Origin of the sequence: Aureimonas sp. Leaf427, from assembly GCF_001425485.1 — a bacterium.
Taxonomy (GTDB): domain Bacteria; phylum Pseudomonadota; class Alphaproteobacteria; order Rhizobiales; family Rhizobiaceae; genus Plantimonas.
The window spans coordinates 12831-38688 of sequence record NZ_LMQW01000015.1 but is presented as its reverse complement, the minus strand read 5'-3'; the positions used below and the strand labels follow the sequence as shown (position 1 = coordinate 38688).

The 25858-nt window shown below is 64.4% G+C and carries 28 protein-coding genes and 1 pseudogene; 14 read left to right on the top strand and 15 right to left on the bottom strand.

Annotated elements, in window-relative coordinates:
- The first annotated feature begins 84 nt into the window (after positions 1–84).
- Together ASG62_RS12125 and ASG62_RS12120 are read left to right on the top strand one after the other, a co-directional pair.
- Complete coding sequence (locus tag ASG62_RS12125; protein WP_162246025.1) at positions 85–2268, top strand: esterase-like activity of phytase family protein; 2184 nt, start codon at positions 85–87, stop codon at positions 2266–2268.
- Positions 2210–2734 (top strand): EAL domain-containing protein, encoded by a 525-nt coding sequence (locus ASG62_RS12120; RefSeq protein ID WP_244487607.1) that lies wholly within the window; start codon positions 2210–2212, stop codon positions 2732–2734. Before ASG62_RS12125 ends, ASG62_RS12120 begins: the two co-directional genes overlap by 59 nt.
- A gap of 76 nt (positions 2735–2810) precedes the next feature.
- On the opposite strand, the gene ASG62_RS12115 is transcribed toward ASG62_RS12120, so the two are convergent.
- Together ASG62_RS12115 and ASG62_RS12110 are read right to left on the bottom strand one after the other, a co-directional pair.
- Positions 2811–3902 carry an ATP-binding protein gene (locus tag ASG62_RS12115; RefSeq protein ID WP_056695815.1) on the bottom strand — a complete coding sequence of 364 codons (1092 nt, stop codon included), beginning with the start codon at positions 3900–3902 and terminating at the stop codon, positions 2811–2813.
- 363 nt (positions 3903–4265) lie between these two features.
- A complete protein-coding gene (locus ASG62_RS12110) occupies positions 4266–4829 on the bottom strand; it encodes a GGDEF domain-containing protein (protein ID WP_082537291.1) in 564 nt (187 codons plus the stop codon).
- A gap of 68 nt (positions 4830–4897) precedes the next feature.
- Between ASG62_RS12110 and ASG62_RS12105 the strand changes: the two genes are divergently transcribed.
- The gene (locus tag ASG62_RS12105) at positions 4898–5158 is read left to right on the top strand and encodes an NADP oxidoreductase (RefSeq protein WP_244487608.1); all 261 of its coding nucleotides are present in this window, start codon (positions 4898–4900) and stop codon (positions 5156–5158) included.
- Positions 5159–5327: 169 nt separating this feature from the next.
- Here the strand turns inward: ASG62_RS12105 and ASG62_RS12100 are convergent, their stop codons facing one another.
- The 5 genes from ASG62_RS12100 to ASG62_RS26425 all read right to left on the bottom strand — a co-directional run bounded on the left by ASG62_RS12100 (position 5328) and on the right by ASG62_RS26425 (position 7947).
- Positions 5328–5717 carry a GFA family protein gene (locus tag ASG62_RS12100; protein WP_056695821.1) on the bottom strand — a complete coding sequence of 130 codons (390 nt, stop codon included), beginning with the start codon at positions 5715–5717 and terminating at the stop codon, positions 5328–5330.
- 28 nt (positions 5718–5745) lie between these two features.
- The gene (locus tag ASG62_RS12095) at positions 5746–5928 is read right to left on the bottom strand and encodes a DUF3606 domain-containing protein (RefSeq protein ID WP_056695823.1); all 183 of its coding nucleotides are present in this window, start codon (positions 5926–5928) and stop codon (positions 5746–5748) included.
- A gap of 94 nt (positions 5929–6022) precedes the next feature.
- Complete coding sequence (locus ASG62_RS12090) at positions 6023–6898, bottom strand: SDR family oxidoreductase (RefSeq protein WP_056695826.1); 876 nt, start codon at positions 6896–6898, stop codon at positions 6023–6025.
- A gap of 549 nt (positions 6899–7447) precedes the next feature.
- Positions 7448–7750 (bottom strand): hypothetical protein, encoded by a 303-nt coding sequence (locus ASG62_RS12085; protein WP_162247008.1) that lies wholly within the window; start codon positions 7748–7750, stop codon positions 7448–7450.
- Positions 7751–7764: 14 nt separating this feature from the next.
- Positions 7765–7947, bottom strand: a complete 183-nt coding sequence (locus tag ASG62_RS26425) for a hypothetical protein (protein WP_156382094.1) — start codon at positions 7945–7947, stop codon at positions 7765–7767.
- A 248-nt stretch (positions 7948–8195) separates the two neighbouring features.
- Here ASG62_RS26425 and ASG62_RS12080 point away from each other — a divergent pair, with 248 nt between their 5' ends.
- The 3 genes from ASG62_RS12080 to ASG62_RS12070 all read left to right on the top strand — a co-directional run bounded on the left by ASG62_RS12080 (position 8196) and on the right by ASG62_RS12070 (position 9909).
- A complete protein-coding gene (locus ASG62_RS12080) occupies positions 8196–8528 on the top strand; it encodes a hypothetical protein (RefSeq protein WP_200944719.1) in 333 nt (110 codons plus the stop codon).
- Positions 8529–8785: 257 nt separating this feature from the next.
- Positions 8786–9298: a hypothetical protein gene (locus tag ASG62_RS12075; RefSeq protein WP_056695834.1), complete on the top strand. Its 513-nt coding sequence runs from the start codon at positions 8786–8788 to the stop codon at positions 9296–9298.
- The gene (locus ASG62_RS12070) at positions 9295–9909 is read left to right on the top strand and encodes a hypothetical protein (protein WP_056695836.1); all 615 of its coding nucleotides are present in this window, start codon (positions 9295–9297) and stop codon (positions 9907–9909) included. Before ASG62_RS12075 ends, ASG62_RS12070 begins: the two co-directional genes overlap by 4 nt.
- Here ASG62_RS12070 and ASG62_RS27200 read toward each other — a convergent pair.
- The gene (locus tag ASG62_RS27200; RefSeq protein WP_200944720.1) at positions 9891–10757 is read right to left on the bottom strand and encodes a hypothetical protein; all 867 of its coding nucleotides are present in this window, start codon (positions 10755–10757) and stop codon (positions 9891–9893) included. The two genes, ASG62_RS12070 and ASG62_RS27200, sit on opposite strands and share 19 nt — an antisense overlap.
- A gap of 87 nt (positions 10758–10844) precedes the next feature.
- Entirely contained in the window at positions 10845–11837 is a 993-nt protein-coding gene (locus tag ASG62_RS12060; RefSeq protein WP_156382093.1) for a hypothetical protein, read from the bottom strand.
- Between the two features lie 423 nt (positions 11838–12260).
- Here ASG62_RS12060 and ASG62_RS12055 point away from each other — a divergent pair, with 423 nt between their 5' ends.
- From ASG62_RS12055 to paoC, 7 genes are all read left to right on the top strand, one after another.
- Positions 12261–12734 carry a cytochrome P460 family protein gene (locus ASG62_RS12055; RefSeq protein ID WP_056695907.1) on the top strand — a complete coding sequence of 158 codons (474 nt, stop codon included), beginning with the start codon at positions 12261–12263 and terminating at the stop codon, positions 12732–12734.
- A gap of 74 nt (positions 12735–12808) precedes the next feature.
- Positions 12809–13459: a DUF4405 domain-containing protein gene (locus ASG62_RS12050; RefSeq protein ID WP_082537294.1), complete on the top strand. Its 651-nt coding sequence runs from the start codon at positions 12809–12811 to the stop codon at positions 13457–13459.
- A gap of 245 nt (positions 13460–13704) precedes the next feature.
- Positions 13705–14907 carry an MFS transporter gene (locus ASG62_RS12045; RefSeq protein ID WP_056695848.1) on the top strand — a complete coding sequence of 401 codons (1203 nt, stop codon included), beginning with the start codon at positions 13705–13707 and terminating at the stop codon, positions 14905–14907.
- Positions 14908–14995: 88 nt separating this feature from the next.
- Positions 14996–15610, top strand: a complete 615-nt coding sequence (locus ASG62_RS12040; protein WP_320409375.1) for a RibD family protein — start codon at positions 14996–14998, stop codon at positions 15608–15610.
- A 353-nt stretch (positions 15611–15963) separates the two neighbouring features.
- Positions 15964–16599 carry an aldehyde dehydrogenase iron-sulfur subunit PaoA gene (paoA, locus tag ASG62_RS12035; protein ID WP_056695851.1) on the top strand — a complete coding sequence of 212 codons (636 nt, stop codon included), beginning with the start codon at positions 15964–15966 and terminating at the stop codon, positions 16597–16599.
- Complete coding sequence (locus ASG62_RS12030) at positions 16596–17546, top strand: FAD binding domain-containing protein (protein WP_056695854.1); 951 nt, start codon at positions 16596–16598, stop codon at positions 17544–17546. The genes paoA and ASG62_RS12030 overlap by 4 nt, the downstream gene beginning before the upstream one ends.
- A gap of 4 nt (positions 17547–17550) precedes the next feature.
- Complete coding sequence (gene paoC, locus ASG62_RS12025; protein ID WP_057180406.1) at positions 17551–19776, top strand: aldehyde oxidoreductase molybdenum-binding subunit PaoC; 2226 nt, start codon at positions 17551–17553, stop codon at positions 19774–19776.
- A gap of 53 nt (positions 19777–19829) precedes the next feature.
- Here paoC and ASG62_RS12020 read toward each other — a convergent pair whose 3' ends face one another.
- Both ASG62_RS12020 and ASG62_RS12010 read right to left on the bottom strand, forming a co-directional pair.
- Positions 19830–20060, bottom strand: a complete 231-nt coding sequence (locus ASG62_RS12020) for a tautomerase family protein (protein WP_056695856.1) — start codon at positions 20058–20060, stop codon at positions 19830–19832.
- A 274-nt stretch (positions 20061–20334) separates the two neighbouring features.
- Positions 20335–21450, bottom strand: coding sequence for a metallophosphoesterase (locus ASG62_RS12010; protein ID WP_056695865.1), 1116 nt, complete (start codon positions 21448–21450; stop codon positions 20335–20337).
- Between the two features lie 139 nt (positions 21451–21589).
- Between ASG62_RS12010 and ASG62_RS12005 the strand changes: the two are divergent.
- A pseudogene (locus ASG62_RS12005) lies at positions 21590–21832 on the top strand (xanthine dehydrogenase family protein molybdopterin-binding subunit); the annotation flags it as partial.
- 50 nt (positions 21833–21882) lie between these two features.
- On the opposite strand, the gene ASG62_RS12000 reads toward ASG62_RS12005, so the two are convergent.
- The 4 genes from ASG62_RS12000 to ASG62_RS11985 all read right to left on the bottom strand — a co-directional run bounded on the left by ASG62_RS12000 (position 21883) and on the right by ASG62_RS11985 (position 25739).
- A complete protein-coding gene (locus tag ASG62_RS12000) occupies positions 21883–23340 on the bottom strand; it encodes an adenylate/guanylate cyclase domain-containing protein (protein WP_244487610.1) in 1458 nt (485 codons plus the stop codon).
- A 33-nt stretch (positions 23341–23373) separates the two neighbouring features.
- Complete coding sequence (locus ASG62_RS11995; protein WP_056695867.1) at positions 23374–23787, bottom strand: cyclophilin-like fold protein; 414 nt, start codon at positions 23785–23787, stop codon at positions 23374–23376.
- 48 nt (positions 23788–23835) lie between these two features.
- Complete coding sequence (locus tag ASG62_RS11990) at positions 23836–24585, bottom strand: glucose 1-dehydrogenase (protein WP_056695870.1); 750 nt, start codon at positions 24583–24585, stop codon at positions 23836–23838.
- A 101-nt stretch (positions 24586–24686) separates the two neighbouring features.
- Complete coding sequence (locus ASG62_RS11985) at positions 24687–25739, bottom strand: alpha/beta hydrolase (protein ID WP_056695873.1); 1053 nt, start codon at positions 25737–25739, stop codon at positions 24687–24689.
- Between the last annotated feature and the right edge of the window lie 119 nt (positions 25740–25858).

The window sequence follows — 25858 nt, the reverse complement described above, 5'->3', positions numbered from 1 at the left end:
GGGCGGAGCGTTGGGGATGTCATCGAGTTGTTACATACGCCTGATTGAAAGCAACCTATTCAACTTCCCGAAGGAAAATCGCCTGTGATCGCCCGTTCCACGCTGCCGCTCGCTGCCCTCTTTCTCACGGGCTCCGCGCTCGGTGCAACGGCCGAACCGGTGTTCAACCGCATCGCATCCTTCGCGGTGACGGATAATCTGCCCGCGGACAAAAAGCCGACCTCAACGAGTTCCGCCGAGATCGTGGCGGCGAGCGAGGACGGGCTGACGCTCATCTATTCCGACAGCCCACTCGGCGGCATCGGCCTCATCGACATCTCCGACGCCAGATCGCCAAAGGCCGTCGGCTTCGTCGACATGAAGGGCGAGCCGACCTCGGTCGCCGTCATCGGCGGCACGGCGATTGTCGCCGTCAACACGTCGGAGAACCGCGCCAATCCCTCCGGTCGCCTCGCCACGGTCGACCTCGCCTCCAAGGCGGAAGGCGCTTCCTGCGATCTCGGCGGGCAGCCCGATTCCGTCGCTGTCTCGCCGGACAAGACGCTGATAGCGGTCGCCATCGAGAACGAGCGCGACGAGGACGTTGCCGAGGGCGCGCTGCCGCAGTTGCCAGCGGGCGATCTCGTCATCCTCTCCGTCAAGGACGGCGCGCCGGACTGCGCGAGCCTGAAGCGCGTCGACCTCACCGGCCTTGCAGAGGTCGCGCCGGAGGATCCGGAGCCGGAGTTCGTCGCCTTCAACGGCGCCGGCGAGATCGCCGTCACGCTTCAGGAAAACAACCACATCGCCATCGTCGATGCCAAGACCGGCAAGGTCACGGCGAATTTCTCGGCGGGCACCGTCGCTCTCGAAGGCGTCGACGCCAAGGACGACAAGAAGATCGCCTTCACTGACACGATCGAGGCGCGCCCGCGCGAGCCCGATGCCGTGAAGTGGCTGGGAACGGACCGTCTCGTCGTCGCCAACGAGGGCGATTGGAAGGGCGGCACGCGCGGCTTCACAATTTTCAAGCGCGACGGCACCGTGGCCTACGAGTCCGGCCTTGCGCTCGAAATGGAAGCGGCGAAGGCCGGCCACTATCCCGACAAACGCTCGGATGCCAAGGGCGTCGAGCCGGAGGGCCTTGAGGTCGCGCGGTTCGGCGACGAGACGCTGATCTTCATCCTGGCCGAGCGTGGCTCGGTCGTCGGCGTCTATCGCGACACGGGCGCAGAGCCTGCCTTCCTTCAACTTCTTCCTTCCGGCATCTCGCCCGAGGGCGCCGTCGCCCTTCCCGGCCGCAATCTCCTCGTCACCGCGAACGAAGCCGATTTAGGGGAAGACGGCGCCGCGCGCTCGCATGTCATGATCTACGAGCGCGCCGAGGGCACCGCCGCCTATCCCGAGCTCGTCTCGGACGAAAAGGACGGTCGCCCGATCGCCTGGGGCGCGCTCTCCGGCATCGTCGCCGATCCGAAGGTCGCGACGAGCTTGCGCGCTGTTAGCGACAGCGCCTATGCCGCGGCGCCGACGATCTACGCGATCGACGCCTCTAAGACGCCCGCCCGCATCACCAGCTCGACAATTGTCACCCGCAACGGCAAGCCAGCCGAGAAGCTCGATCTCGAAGGCATCGCCCATGACGGCGCGGGCGGGTTCTGGCTGGCGAGTGAGGGCGACACCAAGAAGGACGTTCCGCACCAGCTGGTCCATGTCGACGCCAAGGGCGCAATCCTGGAAGAAGTGCCGTTCGATGCCGAACTGCTGAAGGGTGAGACGCGCTCGGGTTCGGAGGGCATCACGATGGTCGACGGCAAGCTTTGGATCGCGATCCAGCGCCCCTGGAAGACCGATCCGAAGAACGAGACCAAGCTTGTTTCCTACGATCCCGCTACCAAGGCCTGGAGCGCCGTGCTCTACCCGCTGGAGACGGCCGAGGGCGAGGATGGCTGGGTAGGCCTTTCCGAGATCACCGCATATGGCGACCACGTCTACCTGATCGAGCGCGACAACCGCATCGGACAAGCGGCAAGGCTGAAGGCGATCACCCGCGTCGCGCTGTCCGAACTGAATCCCGCGCCCCTCGGCGGTCCCCTGCCGGTGGTGGCGAAGGAAACCGTTCGGGATCTCATTCCCAATCTCAAGCGTACGGGCGGCTATGTCGTCGACAAGGTCGAGGGCTTCGCGATTGGCGCCGACAGCATCGGCCATGTCGTCACAGATAATGACGGTGTTGACGACTCTTCGGGCGAGACACTATTTTTCGACATCGGAAATATTCGCGAATGATCAGTCCGAAATGCGTCGTTTTATACTGATTACTGAGAGCCTGGAACTGGAGGTTACCGAAAGCGCTGTGATGAAGGACGCGACGACCGCCTTGGAGAGGCTCAGCGCGCTGTCCGCGGCGGGCCTCCGGCTGGCGATCGACGACTTCGGCATGGGCTACAGCAGCCTCGCCTATCTCCAGAGGCTTCCCGCACACGTCGTCAAGATCGACCGGAGCTTTGTGTTCGACATCGAGAAGGGCGAGCGCGAGCAGGCGCTCGTCCGCTCGATGATTACGATGTCGCAGGGGATGGGCTACCGCGTCGTCGGCGAGGGCGTCGAAACGTCGACTGCCGCCGACCTGCTGGAAGAGATGGGCTGCGAGGAAGCGCAGGGATATCACTTCGCCAAGCCGATGGAGGCGGTCGACTTTGCGGCATGGCAACGAGCCGACCGGCAAGGCTCCATGGAGACGATCGCGGCCTGAACAGGGCAAGAAAACGCAGGACCGTTGCGGGACGCCGCGTCGGCGAGCGCCAACCTCCAAAGGTCAGGTGAGCGGCTCAAGCCGCTCGGATCCCGTCACGCCCGACGCCATCCGCTCCCCGGGGCACGTTGAGAACGACCCAGCATCCCTCGGTGTAACTGGTGTCGATGCTCATGGACCCCCCATGCAGTCCGATCACCCGACGGCACAACGCAAGCCCGATGCCCGTCCCCCCGAGCGCGTTCGCACCCTGCTCGAAAGCGCCGAACACCCGGTCCGCCTCGGCGGGCGATATGCCGACGCCGTTGTCCTCGACGGAGATGACGTCTTGGTTGCCCCCGACCTCGTGGCGAAACACGATGACGGGTGGCCGATCGTCCGAGCGGTGGCGGATCGCGTTCTCGACGAGGTTCTGAAGCAGTTGCCGGAAAAGATCCGGCTCGACGACCAGGCTCGGCAGCCGCATGGCGTGGAAGCTTGCACCGTGTCTCTCGATCATGCAGGAGAGGTTGAAGCGCACCTCTTCCACGAGGAGGTTCAGGTCTGTCAGTCGCCTGTTCAACTCGTTCCGGTGCTCGGCGTGAGTCGACACCAGCAATGTCGTCACCTGCTGAGCGAGGCCCCTTGCGCACTCCGACACGAGCTCCATCACATGCTCCGCCCTCGGGCCGAGCACTGTCTCTCGATCCTGCCGCACCACATTGACCGCGCTGGCGATGCTGGCGAGAGGTGAACGCAGATCGTGCGCGGCGAAGGCCGCGAACTTCGCGAGGCGGTCGTTGGCATCGACTAGGGAACGTTCGCGCTCCGCCAGCTCGGAGATATCCGTACTGATGCCGAGCAACCTCGGCTCGCCTTCCGCGCTGGAGAAAGCGATCTTGCGGGTCAGGAGAAAGCGACGCCTGCCCGTGTAGTCGAAGATTTCCTCGACGATTTCGGAGACACCTGCGGTCATCGCCCGGTGGTCTTCGGCCATCCAAACGGCCGCTTCTTCCGGAGTGAACGCGTTGACCGTCGTCGTGCCGACGATCGAGTTCCGCGTGCTCGGCGGATAGAGTTCTAGAAACGCCCGGTTCGCGTAGATGATGAGGCCGTCGGGGTCCTTGACGAACACGAGGTTCGGATCGTGTTCCATGACGAGGTAGAAGAGGCCGAGTCTGTTCCGCATCCGTCCCCTCCGAACGCTGCGGCGAATCATGCTAAAGCATTACAGATCCACGATGACAAAAACCGGCCCCTGCGTCATCTGCCAGGTTCCTCGATCAGGTGATGTCGGCCGAACCCCGCGGACAAGGGCGACCTTCCAGTGAGCATGGATGACAATGCGTGGTGCCCTGAACGACGGTAGGGTCGCCGCGGCGGCGAAGTACCTGAGGGAACAGCACGGCTGAAACGCCGTGCCTGAGGCAAGGGTCGGGCGGCGAAACGGAGAAATGGCGGGAGACAGGGCGACAATCGAGGCCTTCGACAGCATTCTGCCGGATCTGGAGGCCCACCGGTTCGACCGCGACTGAAACCCGTGGCAATTCGATCACGCGGCAGCGGATCTCGATGCGCCGCAATGGATTACGGCGCGATCCCGCCCTCGCCGCTTCGCGAGGTAGAGCGCGCTGTCGGCTCCATCGATCAGACGTTCTGAATGGAGAGCGCCTTCGGCATAAAAGAAGGCTCCGACACTGACGGTCACGACATCCAGATCGTCGGGACGACCGGGATGCGGGATGCCCAAGCCCCTCACGGCGTGCACGACCGCGTCGGCAAGTCCGGCAATGTCCGGCTCGGCACACCCTAGGAGCAAAAGGGCGAACTCCTCGCCACCGTACCGTGCGCAGAAGACGCCGTCATCCCGCTCGAACGCGGCCAATGCCAGGGCGACGTGACGCAGACATCGATCGCCGGCCGGATGTCCGAGTGTGTCGTTGTAACCCTTGAAGTGGTCGACATCGACCATCAGCAGCGCTAAGGGTTCGGAAGCAGCGAGCCATTGCCCCAGCCGCTCGTTGAAGTGGCGACGGTTCGGAAGCTGCGTCAGCGGGTCTGTCCGCGAAAGATCGCGATACCTGTTCATGTCGGTGTCGGATGCCTCAGCCTGCATTCTCGCCTCACCCGGAGCGCATCGCCGCGCCCGTCGCGGCCGATCGTGACCGGGACCGCGAGGTGGCGATGGCACTGGTCGAGGCGTCGGGGTTCGACGCCCATGATGCGGGCTCGATCGCGGACTCATGGCGGCAACAGTGCGGCGCCCCCTGCTACTGCACCGAGGTGACCCTCGCGGAACTGCCCGACGCGTTGGCGTCGGCCGATCTCGCGCGTTCGCGCAGGCGACAGGATCTGGCCTTCGAGGTCTACCAGGAGCGGTACGAACTGGGCACCAATCCCGGTCGCGAGTTCATTGTGCGGCTGTCCCAGCTTCTCAACAGTTAGTCGGTCCGCCCAATCTTCCTGATCGATGTCACCGCACCGGAGTTACTTCGCGCAGCGAACCGCGTGAGAGTAGCCGTTTGCCTCAAACAAGGTTGTCTGGCGAGAACAGACTGATGAGCGTCCTCTCTCCAAGGGCTGCATACGCCGGCGATATGGTCGACGCGCGCCGCTAGTCTCGTACCCGCTCGTTCTGACCGGCACCAGGCACTTCCGGAAGCCATCTCTCCCGATGGACGATCCAGTTCTCGTATGTCGGCGCCAGATCCGTCGGCGCGGCGTCGAGGCACCCGAGGCGGATCTCGACCTCCCCGTTGCCCTCGACGCTGAAAAGCCTCGAGCCGCAGGTCGGGCAGAAATGGCGGAGGACGAAGTCGTCCGCCCAACTCTGGGTCTCGCCCGTGACCGTGACGGCCGCTTCAGGAAAGACGGCGAACGCGAGGTAGGGTCCGCCCGTCTCCTTCCGGCAGACGATGCAGTGGCAGAGGCCGACCCGGGTCGGCTCGCCGTTGATCTCAAGGCGGACCGATCCGCAGTTGCATCCTCCATGTCTTGTCGTCATCGCCGCCTCGCTGGTTCGAGAACTTCGGCTACCGCTTGCGCTCGGCGGCCGCGTCGCAGGCTTCGCGGCTCGGCCCGTGCTTCTCTATGATTTCGCGGGCCTGCTCGGCCGCCAAGCCATGCTTCTTGGCGAAGTAGGTCACCTCGTAGGGCTCGCTGGCTGATACCTTCGCCCTGTCGCGCCCGTCGGTCTTCTTCTTGTTGTCTGCCAACGCTCTGTCTCCTCGTGGATCTTTCCGGGTTTCGCCACCGAAGCACCATCGCTCGATCGAGTCGATGCGACGGTGCTTCGGGCATGGCGTTGCCTCAGTACATCGGCATCCCGCCCGTCACCGGGATGACCGCGCCCGACATGTAGCTGCCCTCGCGGGACGCCAGCAGCACGTAGGCGGGCGCGAGTTCCGCTGGCTGCCCTGCCCGGCCGAGCGGCGTGTTGTGGCCGAGCTTCTCCAACTCATCCGAAGACTTGGCGATCGGCTGGATCGGCGTCCAGACCGGGCCGGGGGCGACGGCATTGACTCGGATGCCCTTCGGCGCGAGCAGGTTCGACAACCCGATCGTCAGGCTCGAGATCGCGCCCTTGGTCGTCGCGTAGACGATCATGTTCTCGGTCGCGACCTTCGCCTGGACGCTCGTCGAGTTCACGATGGAGGAGCCGGGCTTCATGTGCGGCACGGCAGCTTTCGCCAGACGGATCATGGCGTAGATGTTGGCCTCGAAGGCGCCCTGCATCTCGTCGTCATCGATGTCGCCGAGGTCCTCGTTGGTCGTCTGCGCGGCGGCGTTGTTGACGAGCACGTCGATGCCGCCGAGCTCGGCGACGGTCCGCTCGACCAGCGAGACGCAGTGGTCGCGGTCGCGGATGTCGCCCGGCAACTGGAGGCATTGCCGGCCGGCCTTCTCAACCCAAGCCTTCGTCTCGTCGGCATCGGCCTGCTCTTCCGGCAGATAGGAGATCGCGACGTCGGCTCCCTCGCGGGCGTAGGCGATCGCGACCGCCTTGCCGATACCGGAGTCGCCGCCGGTGATCAGCGCGACGCGGCCTTCGAGCAGGCCCTTGCCGACATACGACTCCTCGCCGTGATCGGGCTTGGTGCGCATCTCCGTCTCAAAGCCGGGGCTTGCCTGCTGGGTTTCGCCGGGGAAGGCGGTGGGCTGGCTGGTGCGTGGGTCTTCGGTCATGGGGCGTCCTGTTCCTGAAGTAGAGTTTGGGAAACCTCCCAAGGACGGGTTTGCTCCCTTGGGACGTTTACGACTTCCCTTTGAGGCAGACTCTGAATTTTGGCGTCGTGCGTCGTGGACCTCACACTACATCTGGGGGTCGGGTTGAAGTCGCTTTGACCGACGTTCATCTCGTCACGATCGACTAGGCGAGATCGAGACCATGGCGCGCAAACATCGAAAACCAGGACAATGGGTGGAGCCGCCAGCGCCCGTCGACGGACGCACGCCCTGCTGGCTTTGCGCCCGGACTCTCGGCCAGCGAACCGAATGGCATCATCCGCTTCCGAAGAGCCGGGGCGGACGAAACACGGTTCCAGTTCACCCGATTTGCCACCGGACGATCCATGCGTGCTTCGCGAACCTGGATTTGGAACGGCATGCGGAAGCGTCGATCCCTTTGGACACCAACCCGGAGGTCGCCTGCTTCCTGCGTTGGATCGCCAACAAAGCTCCCGACTTCCACGCGCCGACCCGCAAATCTCGTTGAACTCTGAGAGTTTGGATCCGTTAACCAGGGGTCGAGCCTGCCGATCCGTTTTGGTTCAAGTCGGCACCATCGTGCGGGTCAGGTCCGATGCATATCCTTCGGTAGCGTCCGTCCGGAAGCTTGCGCGTCGACGCCAGCACGATGACGGCAACCGACAACAGGATGCTCGACACCAGGCCCCCGATGGCGAGGAGGCCGGGTGTCGAAACCGACACTTGGCCTTCGATATGCAGGTGGCCCACGTTCACCCGGAGCGAAGCCTCATTACGTTTCGCTCCATGAGTCAGCGCATTTTGCTGCTGCTGGCGCGACACCCGATCCATCCCCATGGCTCTCCTCAGTTGTTGGGACCGTCGATCCGGCTTGGCTGGATCGGATCCGACGTCGGGAAACTGTCCTCCAGAGACTTCTCTAGCTTCTCGTCCTCTGTCATCGGACGTTCCTGATGGCCGGGCGTGCCGTGATCGTCGCCGATCTTCTGCATGTCTGGCGTCGTGTGGCTGCCGGTTGGGTCGGACATTGTGCTTCCTCCAAGGATTCGAGGGAGAAGGGCCTGCGCACGTCATCGTTCCGCTGCTGCCTGACTCATCGCCACCCCGGATCTTGCGGAGCGCCTGCGACGGGGCCTGCCGTTCAACACGCCCGACAAGGACACGTTCTACGGCGACGGCCCAGTCGGCTGTACGGACCTACCCGCGGCTGACGTCGACGACCTCGCAAGGCCCAGGGCTCTCCGAAGGCGTCATCGCCTCGGAGGAGTCGCCTTGGATGGTTGGCAACCGCGGCGTCGCTGATGTGTTCAAGCTGCGGCGTCGGGTCGTGTCATGGCCGTGGACGCTTATTGGAGGGCAGAAGATGACTACGGCAAAGAACCTGATGAACGCGATGGACACAGCGCTCGACACCGCACGGGCTGAATACCGAAATGCCGTTCTGGCGCTCGCCACGGACGAGGAACGCAAGCATGAAGCTTCCAACCGTCAACCTGCCAACGTGGACAGCATCCACCATGCCCGCACACGCGTGATCGCGTTGGATGCCGCTCGTGAAGAGCTGGCCCGCGTGATCGAGGAAGGCGCCTCGCTGTCCAGCACCAGCTAGTCTTCCTGCGACCCTTCCACACCGTTCCGATAGTGCTGGTCCACTCCCGCAAAGCTGCCGTTCACTTCGTACATCCGTTGCCTGCGCCATGTGTATCGGCAGAAGCAATACCAACCGCTTCTGCTCACCGTGCTGGGCAGGTGACACTCGACGGGATCTGAGTGTGCGACGCATGACGCCTTGACCGATCTGGTCTCGAGACAACATGACTTTCGAGCGATTGCGGTCCCTGCCGCAGCAGGGAGCCGCCGCGCCACATGTTCTATCGCAGCCCCTTCCTATGCCCTGTAGCGGCGGCCCTTTTCCTCCTTGCTCAGCCCCCTGCCATCGCAGAGGAGCAGGCGTTTCCGCCAAGTGCCGAGACGGCGGGGAACGCTCTGCCCAGCGAACTCATGCTGCGTGCGGCACCCCTGATGCAGGAAGGCAAGGAAGACGAAGCGACGTTCTGGTTCTATGCCGGACAACTTCGCTGGCGCTCACGCCTGAACGCCAACCCGGATCAGGACCCGACCGGCGAATCCGCTCTGTTCTCCTCTCTGTTCGAGACGCTTGGGCCTTCCATCAATGGTTGGGCCTTCGGCGACATACCCAAACTCCAACGGACGATCGACACCGTGCTCCTCTGGGACGAGCGCTTTCCCGACTCCTCACTCGCCCCGGCCATACACCAGCGGATGCGGACAGGACTCACGAGCCTTCGCGACCAGATCGGTCGCGAGGCGGAGACGATCCAGGCAGAGCGCGCCTCACGGGGGCTGGAGAACCGATGAGACTGCGTTCCCGGTTCTGCATCGACATGGAGCGCCTTTCCCACCTGCTGCTCGCATCGACGATGCTGCTCGCCGTCACCGGATCCGCATCGGCACAGGATAGGCCTGTCGCCGACCCGCTGCGCGTTGGCCTGGAAGGCGCGCTGCGCGGATGCGAGATCTGGGTCCTCGACCCGTCAAGCTGGCTGGACGATCCGGCGCGCTTCCTTGCGGCGATCGATCTTGGCGGCGCGGTGTTCGAGACCGAGAGCCTGCCCGAACCGCTCCTCCCGCCCGAGCCCTTCCGGCGTGGCAACCGCTACTGGCGGATCAATGCCGGACCCAGCGAGGGTTACGCACTGGTGGTCTCACGCGACATTCCGATGTGCCACATCACGGGCGGCGGCGGGGTCGACTTCCGGCCGGCGGCCGAAGCCGTAGTCGCCTCACCAGACTTCGTCGAGCGTTGGGAGCCCATCGGAGAGGAGCGCCGCAAGGGCATGGTCTCGACCTCCTTCCGACTGCGCAAGGAACCGAAGCTGGCGCTGGTCCTCAGCCGTGCCGACGCACCGGGTGCACGACGCGATCGCGCTCAGGTGATTGGGACGGCGACCTACGACCTCGGTCGCTGAGGCGGCGTAGGTTCGTCCGGCCAGCGTTGCGGGAATGGCGGCACGAGAACCTCACCGCCTGGCGGGATCGGTCCCAAATGGCGCATGACACGGTCGTAGTCCGGGTTGCTCGGCGGGTATCGCAACTCGCCATGTCCGACAGTGGACCCGTCTTCGTTTTCGGCTCTGAGCCGCAGGAGCAGCGTGCCGTCGGGCTCGAGATGCGCCGAGCCGATCGGCGCCTCCGCGGAAGGAGGAGCCAGCACCTGCCCCCGCGATCCGGCACGCGCCTCGCCGGACGCCGCCAACGCTTCCAGCACCGCAACGAAGCCTGGTCTCGGGCAATCGGAGCCGACCTCGTGCAGGACTTCGTCGCCATCGAAAAGCGCGACGCTGCACAGGCGGTCTGATGGCTGATCGAACGCTGGCGAACCGGGATCCAGCATGCTCCAGATCTCGTTCCCGGACGCGATCACGTTGCGCCGCTCATCATCCGAGATGGCGTTGTTGCGCTCGCTTTCGATCTCGACCGCCCCTCCCCCATCGGCCAGACGGGTCGTTGCTTGTCGGATGGTCATGAGGTCGAGATCGATGACGATCCACCGAGCCAACGGCGACAGGAGGTTGCCGGTCGCGACCAGCATCCCGCGACGCGGCAGCTCGTCGGGTGGAAGAGCAAGATGCACGCTTGCCCGACTTATCCGTGCCGGGGAGTCGATCTTTTCGCTCGCATAGCCAGGCGCGTTCGGTGCCGCTGCAACCAAGACGTTGAGCAGGAGCACGAGAGCTGCGGACGTTCCCACTTGTCGCAACCGAGCGAGCACTGCCTGTTCGCGCATGGTTCCGGCTGCGATGCGCCAGTTACCCATCTTGCCTCCTGCTGGGACCAAACTCATCTCGATTGATGAACTGCCGCGAGCATATCGCCGCTGGGCCGAACTGTCGTCCGCACGATGTCAGCAGTCCGAATAGTAAGGGCTGACCTCGGCCGGACAACCGAGCAGCTCCCCGAGATATTGCCCAAGCGACGTCATTCCATCGGGATCGCCATGCTGCGCCAGGAAGACCGACTGATCGTCAGCGCCGGGCGCACGGGTGCGGCAATGAGCGTGAAGCGATGAACCGCCGCCGCTCTTGGCCGGCGTCATGCGAACCACTCGAAGATGCAGGATCTCGGTGCGGGGGATGACGAAGAGCTGATCGGACACCACGATCAGTGCCTCGCCGCCCGCAGACAGCCCGAGCATCCGTTGCCTGTCCTCGACGAGATCTTCCGGGTCGCGCACGTATTCGAGTTCCGTCTCACCCGGAGCAAGGCGGCCGGCCCTGGCCATGCGCGCCGTCCCGACATCCCCGTCGATCGCAAGAGGCTGGAACCCTCGCACCCAATCTCGTTCTTTCTCGCCGAGAGCAAGGCGGAAGCCCGTTGTCAGTGTCACGTGGCAAGCCGTTTTCAAGCGCGGCTCGCGATCTTCCGACGGATTTTGCAGACCGTGCGACTGCCAGCTTGGCGGCCAAGCCGTCAGCGAGACCTCAGCCAGCCCCGACCGCCACGCGGCGACGACGGTGTTCCACCGCCGACCGATCGACGTGGGCCCTAGCGATGCCGTCAGACTGTCGGCGACGCGCTTAAGGTTGGCGTGCGCGTCGTCCTCGAACCACGCAAGGGCGGTGAAGCGGGTGATCGGGAACTGGGGTGGGATGCGCTCGAAGGCGCTAGCCGTCCAGGGCGCCAGTGCACGTGGTAGGGGTTCGGCGTCGGCAAGGACGAGCGCCGGCCATTCGTAGATTGGATCTGGCTGAACGCCGCAGCGCGCCACGACATCGATGCGCGTTTCCTTACGGGGTAGGCGCCAATCGTCCGCATGGCGCAGGATCGGATTCATGCCATCGGGAAGGAGCGGAACCTCCGTCGGCGCGGGGCCTTCGGACGTGGAAATCAGCGGCACCAATGCTGCCTGCGGGGGGCGGAAGAAACGGTCGAGAAATCGTATCGCAGCCTCCGCTCATGCTTGTTGCCCAGCAACAGGCCCAGGCGGGATACAGGATATGTCCTGCCGCAGTCGCTGTCGCGACGGCTGCCCGCGAGGGGACCGAAAACTTTTCTGATCCAGAGGAAAGCGCTCGCGGAACAGATCAGACCGCTTTCGACCCTTCTCAGTCGTTTGGAAATCTCTTTTGCCACGCCGGAAGCAGACATTAGCGTGAGCCGTTCTCAGCTTTCGGCACCTTCCAAAACGAGGGTTCGACAGGCCTCTCACTAATAAGCTCTGGTTATCGGTCTATGCCGCTTTGGCCCTCTAATTCGAACTGACGCGCCCGCGTACGTTGGCACCGAGATGGTCTCGATCAACCAACGGACGGACGAGCACATGAGAAGCAAGGGCCCGCGAGCGGCATGGACGGTGGGCATCGCTCTCGCCACGATTGCCGTGGCATCGTTCATGCTGCCGGGTGGAGCAAGCGCGCCCCCGGCACATGCGGAGGAAAACGCCGTGACGTTTCCGCCGCTGGAGCAGCTTGAGCATTACACAACGGTTCGCCGGGGCGTGACTCGCGAGCACATGCTCACCAACCGTACGGCACTCGACTCAATCAAGGCCGGGCAGTCGGTGCCGATTGGGACGCACGTTGTTCTCGTAGACTATCAGAGCGATGTCCTCGAGCGATACCTCGTTGCCCAGAAGACGGGGGACGGCATCGACGACTGGCAGTACCAATGGTTCCGCCCCGACGGGTCGATCAAGGCCGACGAGAACGTGGAGCGGTGCTACTCCTGTCACCAGCGCAGCCGGCAGGACCGCCAGTTCATGTTCACCTACTCCGACGCCGTGGAGTTCGAGTGAGGGCCTTCGGTAACCACCTCGGACGTGAGCAGGTCTCCGCCGTACTTGCCAAGCGCCTGGGGCTCCCGGTAGCCATGACGGCCATGCTCTTGCTTTCGCTGGCTTACTGGTGGCTCGGGAACATCGCCCACGAACTGTTCGGCACAGCCCTCTTCGCCCTGCTTGTCTGGCACGTGGTGACGAACCGCCGTTGGTTTGCGAACCTGGCGCACGGACGCTACGACGGTCGACGTGTCGCGAAGCTGGTGCTGCACCTGCTGTTGGTGATCAACATGGCGGTGCTCCTCGTGACGAGCGTGGTGATCTCGAAGTCGGTGTTCGCCCCTCTGCCGATACCGGACAGCATCTACCTGCGAGAGGTCCACTGGTTCTCGGCTTACTGGGTAATGATCGTCGTCGGGATCCACGTCGGCCTGCACTGGACGCGCGTGATGGCGCTGGTCCGCAAGACGCTCGGACTGGCTCCTGGGAACGCCACACGCACCTGGACGCTTCGGCTTCTCGCTGCGATGCTGGGCGCCTTCGGCCTTTGGAGTTGGTTCGTACTGGGTGTGTGGAGCAAGCTCACGTTCACGTACAGCCTCGACTTCTGGGACTTCACGGCCGCGGTTGCTCCCTTCTTCGGGCATTGGGTCGGCGTCCTCGCCTTGCCGGCGATCGCTGCGTTCTACGTGACCTCCCTCACGGAGCGTCAGAAGCGAACTGGCTCAGGCAGTTCGCGATAGGGACGTAACGTCCTCCGACCTATGGGTACGGTCGCCCAGCTATGACGCGACTGCGGTCAAGCGTACGCGACGATTGATAACCTGCATTTATGACAGCATGTCGATCTTCTAGGATAGTGCCGCTCCCCCTCGGGGCTTATCTCCAACACAGACACTTCGGCGGTAAAGCCGGAGAAGCGCGTGACGAACGAGAGGCGGCTGCGTGCCTCCCGCGCATGCGACCGCCGTCAAATTGAAAGACCATCATGTCCATAGCCATCCAAACCGAGGTGCCGGCATCTGCTGCCGGGCCCGCCGCCTGGGGCGCTGTCCTGTCGATGTCACTCGGCGTCGTCGTCCTCATCGCATCCGAGTTCCTGCCCGTCAGCCTGCTGACCCCCATCGCCGAGACGCTGAGGATCACAGAAGGACAGGCTGGGCAGGCGATCTCGATCTCGGGCGTCTTCGCCGTTTTGACCAGCCTTTTCAGCTCGTCCCTCGTCACTCGCTTCGACCGACGGACCGTAACCCTCTTCTTCACGTCGCTCCTGATCGTGTCCGGGGCGATCGTGGCGCTCGCGCCGACCTATATGGTGATGATGGCCGGGCGTGCGCTGCTCGGCGTCGCCATAGGCGGCTTCTGGTCCATGAGCACCGCGACCGTCATGCGCCTGGTGCCGAGCGACGCGGTGCCGAAGGCGCTGGCGATGCTGAACGGGGGAAACGCGCTTGCGGCTACGGTCGCCGCGCCGCTGGGAAGCTTCCTCGGCAGCATCATCGGTTGGCGTGGAGCCTTCTTCGCGGTGGTCCCGCTCGCCGTTATCGCGTTGGTCTGGCAGCTCCTCTCGATGCCCTCCATTCCGCCGGAGCCGGAGGCAAAGCCAGCGGGCAAGGTCTTCCGTCTGCTCCGGAATCCCGCGGTTGCGTATGGCATGGCCGCCATCTTCCTGCTCTTCATGGGCCAGTTCGCCCTCTTCACCTACCTGCGGCCCTTCCTCGAAACCGTTACCCGGGTCGACATCTCGGTCCTGTCGCTCCTGCTTCTCGTCATCGGTGTCGCGGGTCTCGCGGGTACCTCGGTGATCGGGGGAATCCTGAACTCGCGCCTTTTCTCCGTCCTTATCCTCATCCCGTTGGGAATGGCGGCGATCGCCGTCGCGCTGGTCCTCCTCGGCGCCTCGACCATTGCGACGGCAATCCTTCTCGGCCTGTGGGGGCTCATCAGCGTGCCGGCCCCCGTAGGCTGGGGCACCTGGCTCTCCCGGACGGTACCGGAGGACGCGGATGCGGGAGGCGGCCTCATGGTCGCTGTCATACAGCTCGCCATCACCCTCGGTGCCACGGCAGGCGGCATGCTCTTCGATTACAGCGGCTACAGGAGCACCTTCCTCCTTGCCGCCGTTCTCCTCAGCGGTTCCGCGGGAATGGCGGTCATGGCCCGGAAGGCTGGAGCCGCGAAGGCTGCCTGACAGTTAGCGAGACAGATGAACGGGCGAGCTGCCGCTGCTGTCTCGCCATCGACGCGAGAAGGAGCATGCCATGAGCGAACGTCCCCGAGTGATCTGCCACATGATGTCGTCCCTCGACGGGGGGCTGCATCCTAGCCACTACACTGAAAGCCCCGTCGGAGCGAAGAAGGAGTGGGACGCCGCCTATGAGGCGGTTCACGAGACTTTGGGCGGCGATGCCTGGCTCGTCGGTCGCGTGACCATGGCGGAGATGGCCAAGGGCGAGCCGCACCCGCCGTCGGACCACGCCAGCATCGAGCGGCCGATCCACATCGCGAACCGCGGAGCCGAACGCTACGCGATCGCCGTCGACCCGTCCGCCAAGCTCCACTTCAGGAAGGCGGACATCAATGGCGACGCGGTGATCGTGCTCCTGGGTAGCGAGGTCCTCGATGCGCATCTGGCGGAACTGGCCTCGGACGGGATCTCATACGTCGTCGCCGGCGATCGGCAGATCGATCTGTTCGAGTCCTTGAAAACGCTTCGCGCGGAGTTCGGGATCGAGCGCCTGCTGCTCGAGGGCGGCGGCGGGATCAACGGCTCGTTCTTCGCGGCTGGCCTCGTGGACGAGCTGAGCTTGATCGTCGCTCCCACGCTAGTCGGCCGCATCAACGAGCAGGGGTTCGTCGCCTACGGGGACGAAGGCCTGAAGGGTAGAGTCTAGCTTTCGCTCATTGGCTTCGAGCAGCTCGATCACGAGCTTCTGCACCTGCGATACGCCGTTACGGCGTCCTGAGGGCAGCGCGACATTTCTCGTATCCGAGACCGGGCGGTCGCATGACGGATGTCTCATGACCCGCGTGGGCGCGCCGAGGCGTCGCTCGTTCCAAACCCCATTCATAACCCACGTCTATGACAGCAATCAGCGTTTGAGGGGTAATCGAGCACCCAGTTTAGACCAGTTACAGACTGATCTTGGGAATCTCTGACCCCGATGGTCCCCGCGCCCGCCACGCATCCGGCGTGCGGCCACTCGGAACTGAACGGCGCCGAGAGCGCTCAACGACGGAGACAGCGATGAAGTCCACCGACCTTGAACTCAATCGCCGGGAGCTGATGGTGAGCGCGTCCGCTTGCGTGGCCTCCACGGCGCTGACGGGAACCGCCATGGCACAGGAAGCTTCGGACACCGGGACCGCGGTCCTCTCGAATGTGTCCTTCACGGTCAACGGCGAGCGGCGCGAGCTGGACCTTGACCTGCGGACGACGCTCCTCGACGCGCTGCGCGAGCACCTGCACCTGACAGGCTCGAAGAAGGGCTGCGACCACGGCCAGTGCGGGGCCTGCACGGTGATGGTGAACGGCCGCCGCATGGTCTCCTGCCTGTCGCTTGCCGTGATGCACGAGGGCGATGAGGTGACGACGATCGAGGGACTTGGCACGCCCGACAAGCTCCACCCGATGCAGGATGCCTTCGTGAAGCACGATGGCTACCAGTGCGGCTACTGCACGCCGGGCCAGATCGTCTCGGCCGTCGCTGTCCTCGCCGAGGTGAAGGCGGGCATTCCGAGCCACGTCACGGCTGATCTGGCGGCGGCGCCGGAAGCGTCGAACGCCGAGCTGCGCGAGCGCATGAGCGGCAACATCTGCCGATGCGGGGCCTATTCCAACATTGCCGAAGCGATGACCGAAGTCGCCGGGAGGCCCGCATGAAGTCCTTCACTTACGAGCGCGCGACATCCCCTGCGGAAGCCGCGCAGGCCGCAAGTGCCAAGCCCGGCGCGAAGTTCATCGCGGGCGGCACGAACCTTCTCGACCTGATGAAGCTCCAGATCGAGACCCCGCAGCACCTCATCGACGTGAACGGCCTGAAGCTCGACACGATCAACGCGACCGAGGACGGCGGCCTACGCGTCGGCGCCCTTGTGCGCAACACGGACCTTGCCAACGACGAGCGCGTGAAGCGCGACTATGGCGTGTTGACGCGGGCGATCGTTGCCGGCGCGTCGGGCCAGCTTCGCAACCGCGCGACGACCGCAGGCAACCTCCTTCAGCGCACGCGCTGCCCGTATTTCTACGACACCAACATGCCCTGCAACAAACGCCGGCCCGGCTCCGGCTGCTCGGCGCTCGAAGGCTATTCGCGCCAGCTCGCCGTTGTCGGCGTCAGCGAGGCCTGCATCGCGACGAACCCCTCGGACATGAACGTGGCGCTCCGGGTGCTCGACGCAACCGTCGAGACCGTGAAGCCGGATGGGCAGACGCGTGCGATCGCGATGGCCGACTTCCACCGCCTGCCCGGCGACACGCCGCACATTGAGACGGCACTGGAGCCCGGGGAACTGATCACGGCGGTGACGCTGCCCAAGCCCCTCGGCGGCACGCAGATCTACCGCAAGGTCCGCGACCGCGCGTCCTACGCCTTTGCGGTCGTCTCCGTCGCAGCCGTCGTGCAGCCGGACGGCACAGGCCGCTTCGCTGTCGGTGGCATCGCGCACAAGCCATGGCGTTTGGAGGAAGCGGACGCCGCGTTCTCCAACGGCGCGAAGGCCGCCGCCGGGCGGCTTCTCGCCGACGCCAGACCCACCGAGCACAACGCGTTCAAGATCCCGCTGGTCGAGCGCACGCTCGGCGCGGTGATGGCGCAGGCGAGGATTTGATCTCATGAAGTTCGATACAGCCGCCACAACCAATCCGATCGACCAGATGAAGGTCGTCGGCAAGCCGCACGAGCGCATCGACGGGCGCCACAAGGTGACGGGCACCGCGCCTTATGCCTATGAGCGCCACGATGTCGTGCCCGACGCCGCCTATGGATATGTCGTGGGGAGCGCCATCGCCAAAGGCCGCATCGCTGCTCTTCATCTCGATGACGCGAAACGTGCGCCGGGTGTAATCGCGATCGTCACGGCCGAGAGCGCCGGTGAACTCGGCAAGGGCAAGTTCAACGTCGCTAAGCTCCTCGGCGGCCCGGCCGTCGACCACTACCACCAGGCCATCGCGCTGGTCGTTGCGCGGAGCTTCGAGGAAGCGCGGGATGCCGCCAGCCTCATGCGCATCGACTACATCAGCGAAGACGGGCGCTTCGCTCTGGAGGCGCTCGCCAAGGATGCGCCGCTTGTCCCGGGCAATAGCGACGAGGGAAGCGCCACGCCCGGCGAGGAACGGATTGGCAATTTCGAGCAGGCCTTCACCGAAGCGGAGGTCAAGCTCGACGAGCAGTACACGACGCCGGACCAGAGCCATTCGGCGATGGAGCCCCATGCGTCGACCGCACGCTGGGACGGCGACGAGCTGACCGTCTGGACGTCGAACCAGATGATCGACTGGGGTTTGACCGATCTCGCGGCGACGCTGAACGTGCCGAAGGAGAAGGTGCGTCTGATCTCGCCCTTCATCGGAGGCGGTTTCGGCGGCAAGCTGTTTCTGCGGACTGACGCGGTGCTCGCCGCGCTCGGCGCGAAGGCTGCGGGACGCCCGGTCAAGGTGACGCTGACGCGCCCACTGATTGCCAACAACACGACCCATCGCCCCGCCACCATCCAGCGCGTCCGCATCGGTGCAGGCCGAGACGGTCGCATCGCAGCGATCGCGCATGAAAGCACGTCGGGCAACCTCAAGGGCGGCGATCCGGAAACGGCGGTGGCGCAGACGAAGCTCCTCTATGCCGGCGCCCATCGCCTTGCTTCCCTGCGGATGGCCGAGATGGATCTGCCGGAGGGCAACGCCATGCGCGCCCCGGGCGAAGCCCCCGGCCTGATGGCGCTTGAGATCGCCATGGACGAGATGGCCGAGAAGCTCGAGCTGGACCCCATCGAGTTCCGGGCCATCAACGACACGCAGGTCGATCCGATGAAGCCGGAGCGACCCTTCTCGCAGCGTCAGTTGGTGGAATGCCTGCGCCAAGGCGCGGAACGCTTCGGCTGGAACGCCCGCAATCCTCGACCAGGCCAAGTGCGCGACGGACAGTGGTTGGTCGGCATCGGCGTCGCCAGCGCGTTCCGCAACAACCTGACTCTTCCCTCCGGGGCTCGCGTCCGGCTGGGGCAAGATGGCGTCGTCACCGTCGAGACCGACATGACCGACATCGGGACGGGCTCGTACACGATCATCGCGCAGACGGCGGCGGAGATGATGGGCCTGCCGCTGTCGCGCGTCGCAGTGAACCTCGGCGACTCCAGCTTCCCCGTCTCGGCGGGGTCCGGCGGGCAGTTCGGCGCGAATTCGGCCACCGCTGGCGTCTATGCCGCCTGCGTGAAGCTGCGCGAGGCAATCGCCGCTAAACTCGGCTTCAACTCGGCCGACGACCTCACTTTCGCCGACGGCGAGGTCCGGGCCGGCAATCGGTCGGTTCAGCTCGCTGACGCGGCATCCGATGGCGAGATCGTCGCGGAGGACAAGATCGAGTTCGACCAAACCTTTTCCGACGCCGAGCAGCAGTCGACCTTTGGCGCGCATTTCGTGGAGGTCGGCGTCGACGTGGCGACGGCGGAGGTGCGCGTGCGCCGCATGCTCTCGGTCTGCGCTGCCGGGCGGATCCTCAACCCGATGACCGCTCGCAGCCAGGTGATCGGCGCGATGACCATGGGTGTCGGCGGCGCGCTGATGGAAGAGCTTGCGGTCGACACGCGATACGGCTTCTTCGTCAACCACGACCTCGCGGGCTACGAGGTGCCCGTCCACGCGGACATCCCGCACCAAGAGGTGATCTTCCTCGACGAGACCGATCCACGCTCGTCGCCGATGAAGGCCAAGGGCATCGGCGAGCTTGGACTCTGCGGCGTCGGCGCGGCCGTCGCCAATGCGGTCTACAATGCAACGGGTATCCGCGTCCGATCCTATCCAATCACGCTGGACAAGCTGATCGAGAACCTCCCGGACGTGGCCTAAGGAACAATCGGCGCGCGCGGCCTTCCGCGTGCGCCGTGGCGTTGAAATGCTGGTTAGGCCCGTCCGTAGCCGGGCTTGATGTAAAGTCGGTCGAACTGTGGCTCGATCTCAGGGATGTAGACTGCCTCGGTCCAGTCAGCTATCGGCACGTCCTCTATGGCGACCGATACAACCTCTGCGCCGCAGCCGATCGTCGTGGTGAGTGCTTCCGCCAATTTCTGGGCTAGCGCCTGCTTCATCTCTTCGGACCGTCCCGCTGTGAGCTTCACGATGACATGCGGCATCTCGATTCCTTCCGGTCGATCCAGTGTGTTCGTCGGCGAGCCCGTACAACGGCTGACCGTTGGCGAAGGACTCGGCCTTTCAGATCTTGTTTAGCACGGGTCGGTCCGGACGATCGCTTGGGGTGGATCGATACCAGTCCGCTCACGGGCGGCATGTTGACAGAGCAGACGTCGCAGGACGCCGTCGTGTCGCCCACCTTCACGCTTATGGTCGAGGCGCTGCGCCACCGCTGGTTAGCGAACATCATGCTGTCGGGGGTTCTCTGCGGGGGTGCTACGCAGCGGGACGTAAGGTGATGCGCGTAAGTTCGGGCGGCTTTCCAAGGCGCAGGCCGAAGCCCGGCCAGAGACCCGTGCCATTGCTCACGTACATCGTCATCTCACCGATCCTGTAGGCGCCCGCCACGAAGCCGTTGTTGGCAAGGGCGAAAAGGCGGTCCAACCCGATGATCATGCCGCCGTGAGTGTGGCCGGACAGTTGCAAATCCGCACGCCCGGCCCGCTCAGGGGCGTTGCGCGGCTGATGCTCGAGGAGGATCACGGGCGCGTCAGCCGGAGCGCCCGCCAGCGCCGCGTCGAGATCTGGGCCCTCATGCCCATTTGCCGGGGCTCTCAGATCAGCCAAGCCCGCGAGGACGATCCCCGCATCGCCGCGGCGCAGGACAGTGTGGCTGTTGGTGAGGCCGCGAAGCCCGAGCTCACCAAACCGGCGCATCCACTCGTCGTATCCGAAATAGTATTCGTGGTTGCCAGGGATCATCCAGATGCCGTCCGGGGCGCGAAGGTCGCGGAGCGGCTCGACGTCGGCCCTTCGCGCCTCTACAGAGCCGTCGATCAGGTCGCCCGTCACCACCATCAGGTCCGCACCGAGAGCGTTCGCGCGCTCCACGACGACGCGCGCCCAATCCTCCTGGAAGAGGCGGCTGAGGTGCAGGTCGCTGAGTTGGAGGAGCTGGTATCCATCGAACTCGGCCGGCAGTCCTCGGATAGAGACCTCCACGTCCTTAGGCTCGGGAAGCCGCGTCGCCTGATGGACAGCGACGGCGGCGAGGACCATCGCGCTGATGGCTGCCCCGTAACGCGCATGGGTCGACACGATCGCCGCCGGCCGCCGGAACGCCAGCTTGGCGAGCCCGACGAGATCGAGCGCGATCTGGAAGATTGCGAGGAAGAGGATTGCGCCAAAGGCCCAGTTGAAGGCAAGCACCACGCCTTGTGGAAACTCTGGCGAGAAGACCGAACCCGACGAGAGGCGGCCCCAGAGGTGGTATTGCGACCCAAAAAGAAGCAGGGCACCCACCGCGATCTTCGATCGGCGATGCCACGGCAGTGGCAGGAGGAAGCGCGCCAGCACGTAGAGGCACGGGATTGAGAAGTTCAGGTGAAACATTCCGGGCTTTCGGTGGGCGTCACGCGACTTCGCGGCGCGAGGGGGCTCGGTACTGGTAAGCCGCTGTCGAGTCCGGGTCCCATGATCGTGAGGCGCACACGCCGCCTGCCAGAGGAGTGAGGCGAAAGATTGTAGGTTTAACCAAGACCTCGCGGGCTACGAGGTGCCCGTCCACGCGGACATCCCGCACCAGGAGGTGATCTTCCTCGACGAGACCGATCCACGCTCGTCGCCGATGAAGGCCAAGGGCATCGGCGAGCTTGGACTATGCGGCGTCAGCTCGGCCGTCGCCAACGCGGTCCACAACGCGACGGGCATCCGTGTCCGTTCCTATCCGATCACGCTGGACAAGCTGATCGAGGACCTTCCGGACGTCGCCTGAGCGAAGGCGGGCGCGCCGGACCAGGGGTCCAAGCGCCCGCCGCCCCACATTCAATCAGCGTACCCAAATATCTCCGTCGGCGCGGAGAGATTGCGTATCTGGACCATGCCCAGACTTTGTAAGCGATGGTCTTTGAGGGTCATGCCGACGGTACTTCCCGCGATGAGGCATCTGGTGCCCTGCACCTTGTTCAACTCTTGAAGCCTTTGGGACAAATTCACCGCATCTCCGTAGAGTGTGTAGACCTGCCGTTCATCGGCACCGACCGTTCCGGCCGCCACGCTGCCGGTGGCGATGCCAATCCTGAGGAGGATCGCCACGCCACCGAACCGATGCTCTTCCACCATCGCTAGAATCTGCCTCGACGCCTCGATTGCCTTGTCGGGGTGGTTTTCGGTTGGAAGCGGAGCGTTGAAGGACGCGATGACGGCGTCGCCCACGTAGTTGATGACGATGCCGTCGTGTTGATCGACGATGCCCGTGATCGCGGTGAACAGCTCGTTCAGGATAGATACGATCTGGACGGGAGCCATCGTCTCCGACAGGCGCGTGAAGCCCTCTATGTCCGCGAACAGCAGGGTCGTTTCCCTCGTCTGCGGAACGAGATGGCCTTCGTCGAGCAGTTCCCGCAGTACGGGCGCGGGCACGTAGCGTCGGAAGAGATTGCGAACATGGCGATGGCTCGCATCGGCATTCGCATGATCTTTCACGACCTGCCTGGCGCGATGGACGGCAAGGGCAGCCGTTGCGGTCACCATCGCGATGATCAAGGCTTCCTGCAACCTCGATGGAATGCCGATGAAGTTCGGGCTGAGCACGATTTGAAAGTAGACGTCGCGCGTTGGTGCGATCGGCAGGTCGCTGTAGGTCAGAACCTGCTCCATGCCATGCACGATCCATCCAGTCGCGAAGAGGAGACCGCAGACGGCCCAGGCTCCCGTCCACAGGACGAGGGTCGGTGACAGCGTCAGGGCGGATGCGGCGATGACCAGATAGTAGTGCTGGGCGGAACTGGTCAGAAATACCAGGTTCTGGGGGATGTCGTCTCCGCTGCTCAGCGGGACGAACGCCAGGAGACACGTTACCGCGCCCGCATCGAACGCGAAGAGCGCAAACCTCGTCGCCATTTCGTAGCGGGTGCCGACTGCCAGGAGCGAGGCGAGCCCACCGACCGCGATCATTGCCGTAGACAATGCCACGGCGACGTTGATCGGAAAGTAGAATGCGAACAGGGAGGCCAGAGCGATCGCCATGATGGCGATCGTCCGACCGATGACGGCGATCCTGAAACCGTTGCGCTCTGCCCGGCTCAGGGCGAACGCAACTGTATTGACCTGACGGTCGCGTCTGGGGTCACCGACCACTGCGGCTTCCTCGTCGTTTCGCCCCGGCTTGTTCGCAGACAAAACTTGATCCTCGCTCTTGGCGACGAGCAGTTGAACGGCTTCGGCTTGGCGGAGCTGGCATTTTGCGAACTGCTGTCCGTCGACTGCCAGAGGCCATTTCACGTATGCCGACCGTCTTCAGTGGCGGGACGCCCGTTACGGTGCCAGCGGCTTCAGTTGGATGGTGATCTCGCCTGGGCGATCAAAGATCGAGACGTCTCCAGTGACCTTGCCGAGGATCACGATGCCCGGCAGGGGAACGCGTCCACCCCGATAGTAGATCACGAAGTCGCCCGATCCCCAGAGCCCGAGCGTTCCCGGGGAGAAGTCGCGCTGGCGGGAGCCTTCCGGCAGCGGCGACGGCAGGTCGCCCGTCTTCTCCTGGCGAAGATGATCGCTCATCCGGATCGTAAGCGGCAGCCTTTCCGCGAGCGTGCGGGCGGCGTCGTTGTCGGCAAGCTCTGCTGTCACGTCACCCCATTGGGACGTGATCTGGATGCTCTGCTGGGCCATGGCGGGTTCCGTGATGAATAAAGTGAGGATGGCGGTGGCGATGTGACGTCTGCGCATGATGGGTACCTTTCCCGATGTCCTCTCGCGACCTCCAGGCCGCGACAGTCAGAGCGACCATCCACCGTCGACGGCGATCGAGGCGCCGGTCACGAAGGCGCCGAGGTCCGAGCACATCCACAGGACTGCCTCCGCGATCTCCTCGGGCTTTCCAAGGCGACCGACTGGCTCGAGGTCGATGGCCTTCTGGATGTCGCCGTCGGTGAAGCGGTCCATCATCTCCGTGTCGATATTGCCGGGCAGGACGCAGTTCACCCGGATGTTCCTCTTGGCGTAGTCGAGCGCGGCGGACTTGGTCATGCCGATCATGGCGTGCTTGGACGCCGAGTAGGACGCGCCGCCGGCGACGCCGCGGACGCCCGCGCCCGACGAGGTGTTCACCACCACCCCACCGCCCTGACGCAGCATCTGCGCGATCTCGTGCTTCATGCACACGAAGGTACCACGCAGGTTGATGCCGAGGATGCGGTCCCACTCCTCGAGCTCGATCTCGTGGAGCGGGGCGGCCTCGTTCTCGACGCCGGCATTGTTGAAGGCACAGTCGAGCCGTCCGAACCTCTCGACGACCCGTGCGACCGCCACCTCGACCTCTTGCGGATGGGAGACATCGCAGGCGAGGACGAGGACTTCCCCGCCCGCGTTCCGGATGGCGTCGGCGGTGCTGCGAAGCGAATCCTCGCTGCGATCGAGGATGGCGACCCGCGCCCCCTCGACTGCGAACGCTAGGGCGGTGGCGCGGCCGATGCCGTTGGCCGCGCCCGTTACGAGGGCGACCTTGCCTGCGAAGCGGTTGGACATGTTGTATCCTTTGGGATCGTGGGTTGGTGCGATGTGCCGTCTTCCGTTTCGGTGCATCGCAAAGCGGCGGATCCGGAATTGGTCCGTCCGCAGGGTGGATCTCAGCTCAGGTTGCCGCGGAAGAACTCGGTCAGCTTGTCGAAGGGGATGAGGGTTGTCCGGTCGTAGAGGTCGACATGGCCAGCCCCCGGGATGATTACGAGCTCCTTCGGCTCTGCGGCGAGCTTGTAGGCGTCCTCGCTGAACTCGATCGAATGCGCCTCGCTCCCGGCAATGAAGAGAACCGGGCGCGGCGAGATCGTCTCGATCGAGGCGAAGGGGTAGAAGTTCATGAAGGCCGCGTTGCTCGACAGCGTCGGCTGCGTAGTCGGCACCTCCGGCTGACCGGGCGGCGTGAACTCGCCACGCGGGGTGCGGTAGAAGTCATAGAACTCGCGCTGGATCGGGTTGGCATCCGCCGTGAGTTCCGTGAGCGTGCCGCCCCTGTAGGCGACGGGCGTCCCCTTGAACTCGGCCAGACGCTGTTCGGCTGCCGCCGCTAGCGCCGCCTTGCGCTGGTCGAGCGTGACGCCATTGCGCAGGCCGTCGCGGTTCGCGGCGCCCATGTCGTACATGCTGACCGTGGCGATCGCCTTCATCCGCGGATCGATCTGGGCTGCGCTCAGAGCGAAGCTTCCGCTGCCGCAGATACCGAGGACGCCGATGTTTCCGGCATTCACGAAGGCCTGCGTCGAAAGGAAGTCCACGGCAGCGCTGAAGCTGTCGGCATAGAGCTCGGGCGCCACAGTGTTGCGTGGCTGACCTTCGCTCTCGCCCCAGAACGGCAGGTCAAACGATAGCGTCACGAAGCCCTGCTCGGCTAGCTTCTGCGCGTAGAGGTTGGAGCTCTGCTCCTTCACCGCGCCCATCGGATGGCCGACGATGATCGCCGGGGCTTGGGTGCTGCGGTCCTGGCCTTTCGGCACGAAGAGGTTGCCCACGACGTTCATGCCGAGCTTGTTGCGGAAGGAGACCTTCTGCATGTCTACGGCGTCGCTCTTGTAGAAGTTGTCCGCACCGTTGGACATGTCCTGCGCGAAGGCCTGCCGATCCGGCAACATGACGACAGAGGCGGATGCGAGAAGCATGGAGAGGGACAGGATCGTGGCGTGCATGGAAAGGTTCCTGACGAGTTCATGATGAAAACGATGTCGACCAACCTGCGAATTGGCCTTCGATCAGAAACCTAGCGTCTGTACGCCTATGGAATTAGCCGCTAGATCTGGCATAGAGC

What these genes read in the sequence shown, in the direction of transcription:
- ASG62_RS12070 (WP_056695836.1), top strand. Translation starts at nt 9,295, where the DNA reads ATGAGACTGCGTTCCCGGTTCTGCATCGACATGGAGCGCCTTTCCCAC.
- ASG62_RS12055 (WP_056695907.1), top strand. Translation starts at nt 12,261, where the DNA reads ATGAGAAGCAAGGGCCCGCGAGCGGCATGGACGGTGGGCATCGCTCTC.
- ASG62_RS12080 (WP_200944719.1), top strand. Translation starts at nt 8,196, where the DNA reads ATGGTTGGCAACCGCGGCGTCGCTGATGTGTTCAAGCTGCGGCGTCGG.
- paoC (WP_057180406.1), top strand. Translation starts at nt 17,551, where the DNA reads ATGAAGTTCGATACAGCCGCCACAACCAATCCGATCGACCAGATGAAG.
- ASG62_RS12020 (WP_056695856.1), bottom strand. Translation starts at nt 20,060, where the DNA reads ATGCCGCATGTCATCGTGAAGCTCACAGCGGGACGGTCCGAAGAGATG.
- ASG62_RS12110 (WP_082537291.1), bottom strand. Translation starts at nt 4,829, where the DNA reads ATGCAGGCTGAGGCATCCGACACCGACATGAACAGGTATCGCGATCTT.
- ASG62_RS12075 (WP_056695834.1), top strand. Translation starts at nt 8,786, where the DNA reads ATGTTCTATCGCAGCCCCTTCCTATGCCCTGTAGCGGCGGCCCTTTTC.
- ASG62_RS12010 (WP_056695865.1), bottom strand. Translation starts at nt 21,450, where the DNA reads ATGTTTCACCTGAACTTCTCAATCCCGTGCCTCTACGTGCTGGCGCGC.
- paoA (WP_056695851.1), top strand. Translation starts at nt 15,964, where the DNA reads ATGAAGTCCACCGACCTTGAACTCAATCGCCGGGAGCTGATGGTGAGC.
- ASG62_RS12105 (WP_244487608.1), top strand. Translation starts at nt 4,898, where the DNA reads ATGGCACTGGTCGAGGCGTCGGGGTTCGACGCCCATGATGCGGGCTCG.
- ASG62_RS11985 (WP_056695873.1), bottom strand. Translation starts at nt 25,739, where the DNA reads ATGCACGCCACGATCCTGTCCCTCTCCATGCTTCTCGCATCCGCCTCT.
- ASG62_RS12050 (WP_082537294.1), top strand. Translation starts at nt 12,809, where the DNA reads ATGACGGCCATGCTCTTGCTTTCGCTGGCTTACTGGTGGCTCGGGAAC.
- ASG62_RS12115 (WP_056695815.1), bottom strand. Translation starts at nt 3,902, where the DNA reads ATGCGGAACAGACTCGGCCTCTTCTACCTCGTCATGGAACACGATCCG.
- ASG62_RS12030 (WP_056695854.1), top strand. Translation starts at nt 16,596, where the DNA reads ATGAAGTCCTTCACTTACGAGCGCGCGACATCCCCTGCGGAAGCCGCG.
- ASG62_RS12045 (WP_056695848.1), top strand. Translation starts at nt 13,705, where the DNA reads ATGTCCATAGCCATCCAAACCGAGGTGCCGGCATCTGCTGCCGGGCCC.
- ASG62_RS11995 (WP_056695867.1), bottom strand. Translation starts at nt 23,787, where the DNA reads ATGCGCAGACGTCACATCGCCACCGCCATCCTCACTTTATTCATCACG.
- ASG62_RS12085 (WP_162247008.1), bottom strand. Translation starts at nt 7,750, where the DNA reads ATGGATCGGGTGTCGCGCCAGCAGCAGCAAAATGCGCTGACTCATGGA.
- ASG62_RS12090 (WP_056695826.1), bottom strand. Translation starts at nt 6,898, where the DNA reads ATGACCGAAGACCCACGCACCAGCCAGCCCACCGCCTTCCCCGGCGAA.
- ASG62_RS11990 (WP_056695870.1), bottom strand. Translation starts at nt 24,585, where the DNA reads ATGTCCAACCGCTTCGCAGGCAAGGTCGCCCTCGTAACGGGCGCGGCC.
- ASG62_RS12100 (WP_056695821.1), bottom strand. Translation starts at nt 5,717, where the DNA reads ATGACGACAAGACATGGAGGATGCAACTGCGGATCGGTCCGCCTTGAG.
- ASG62_RS27200 (WP_200944720.1), bottom strand. Translation starts at nt 10,757, where the DNA reads ATGGGTAACTGGCGCATCGCAGCCGGAACCATGCGCGAACAGGCAGTG.
- ASG62_RS26425 (WP_156382094.1), bottom strand. Translation starts at nt 7,947, where the DNA reads ATGTCCGACCCAACCGGCAGCCACACGACGCCAGACATGCAGAAGATC.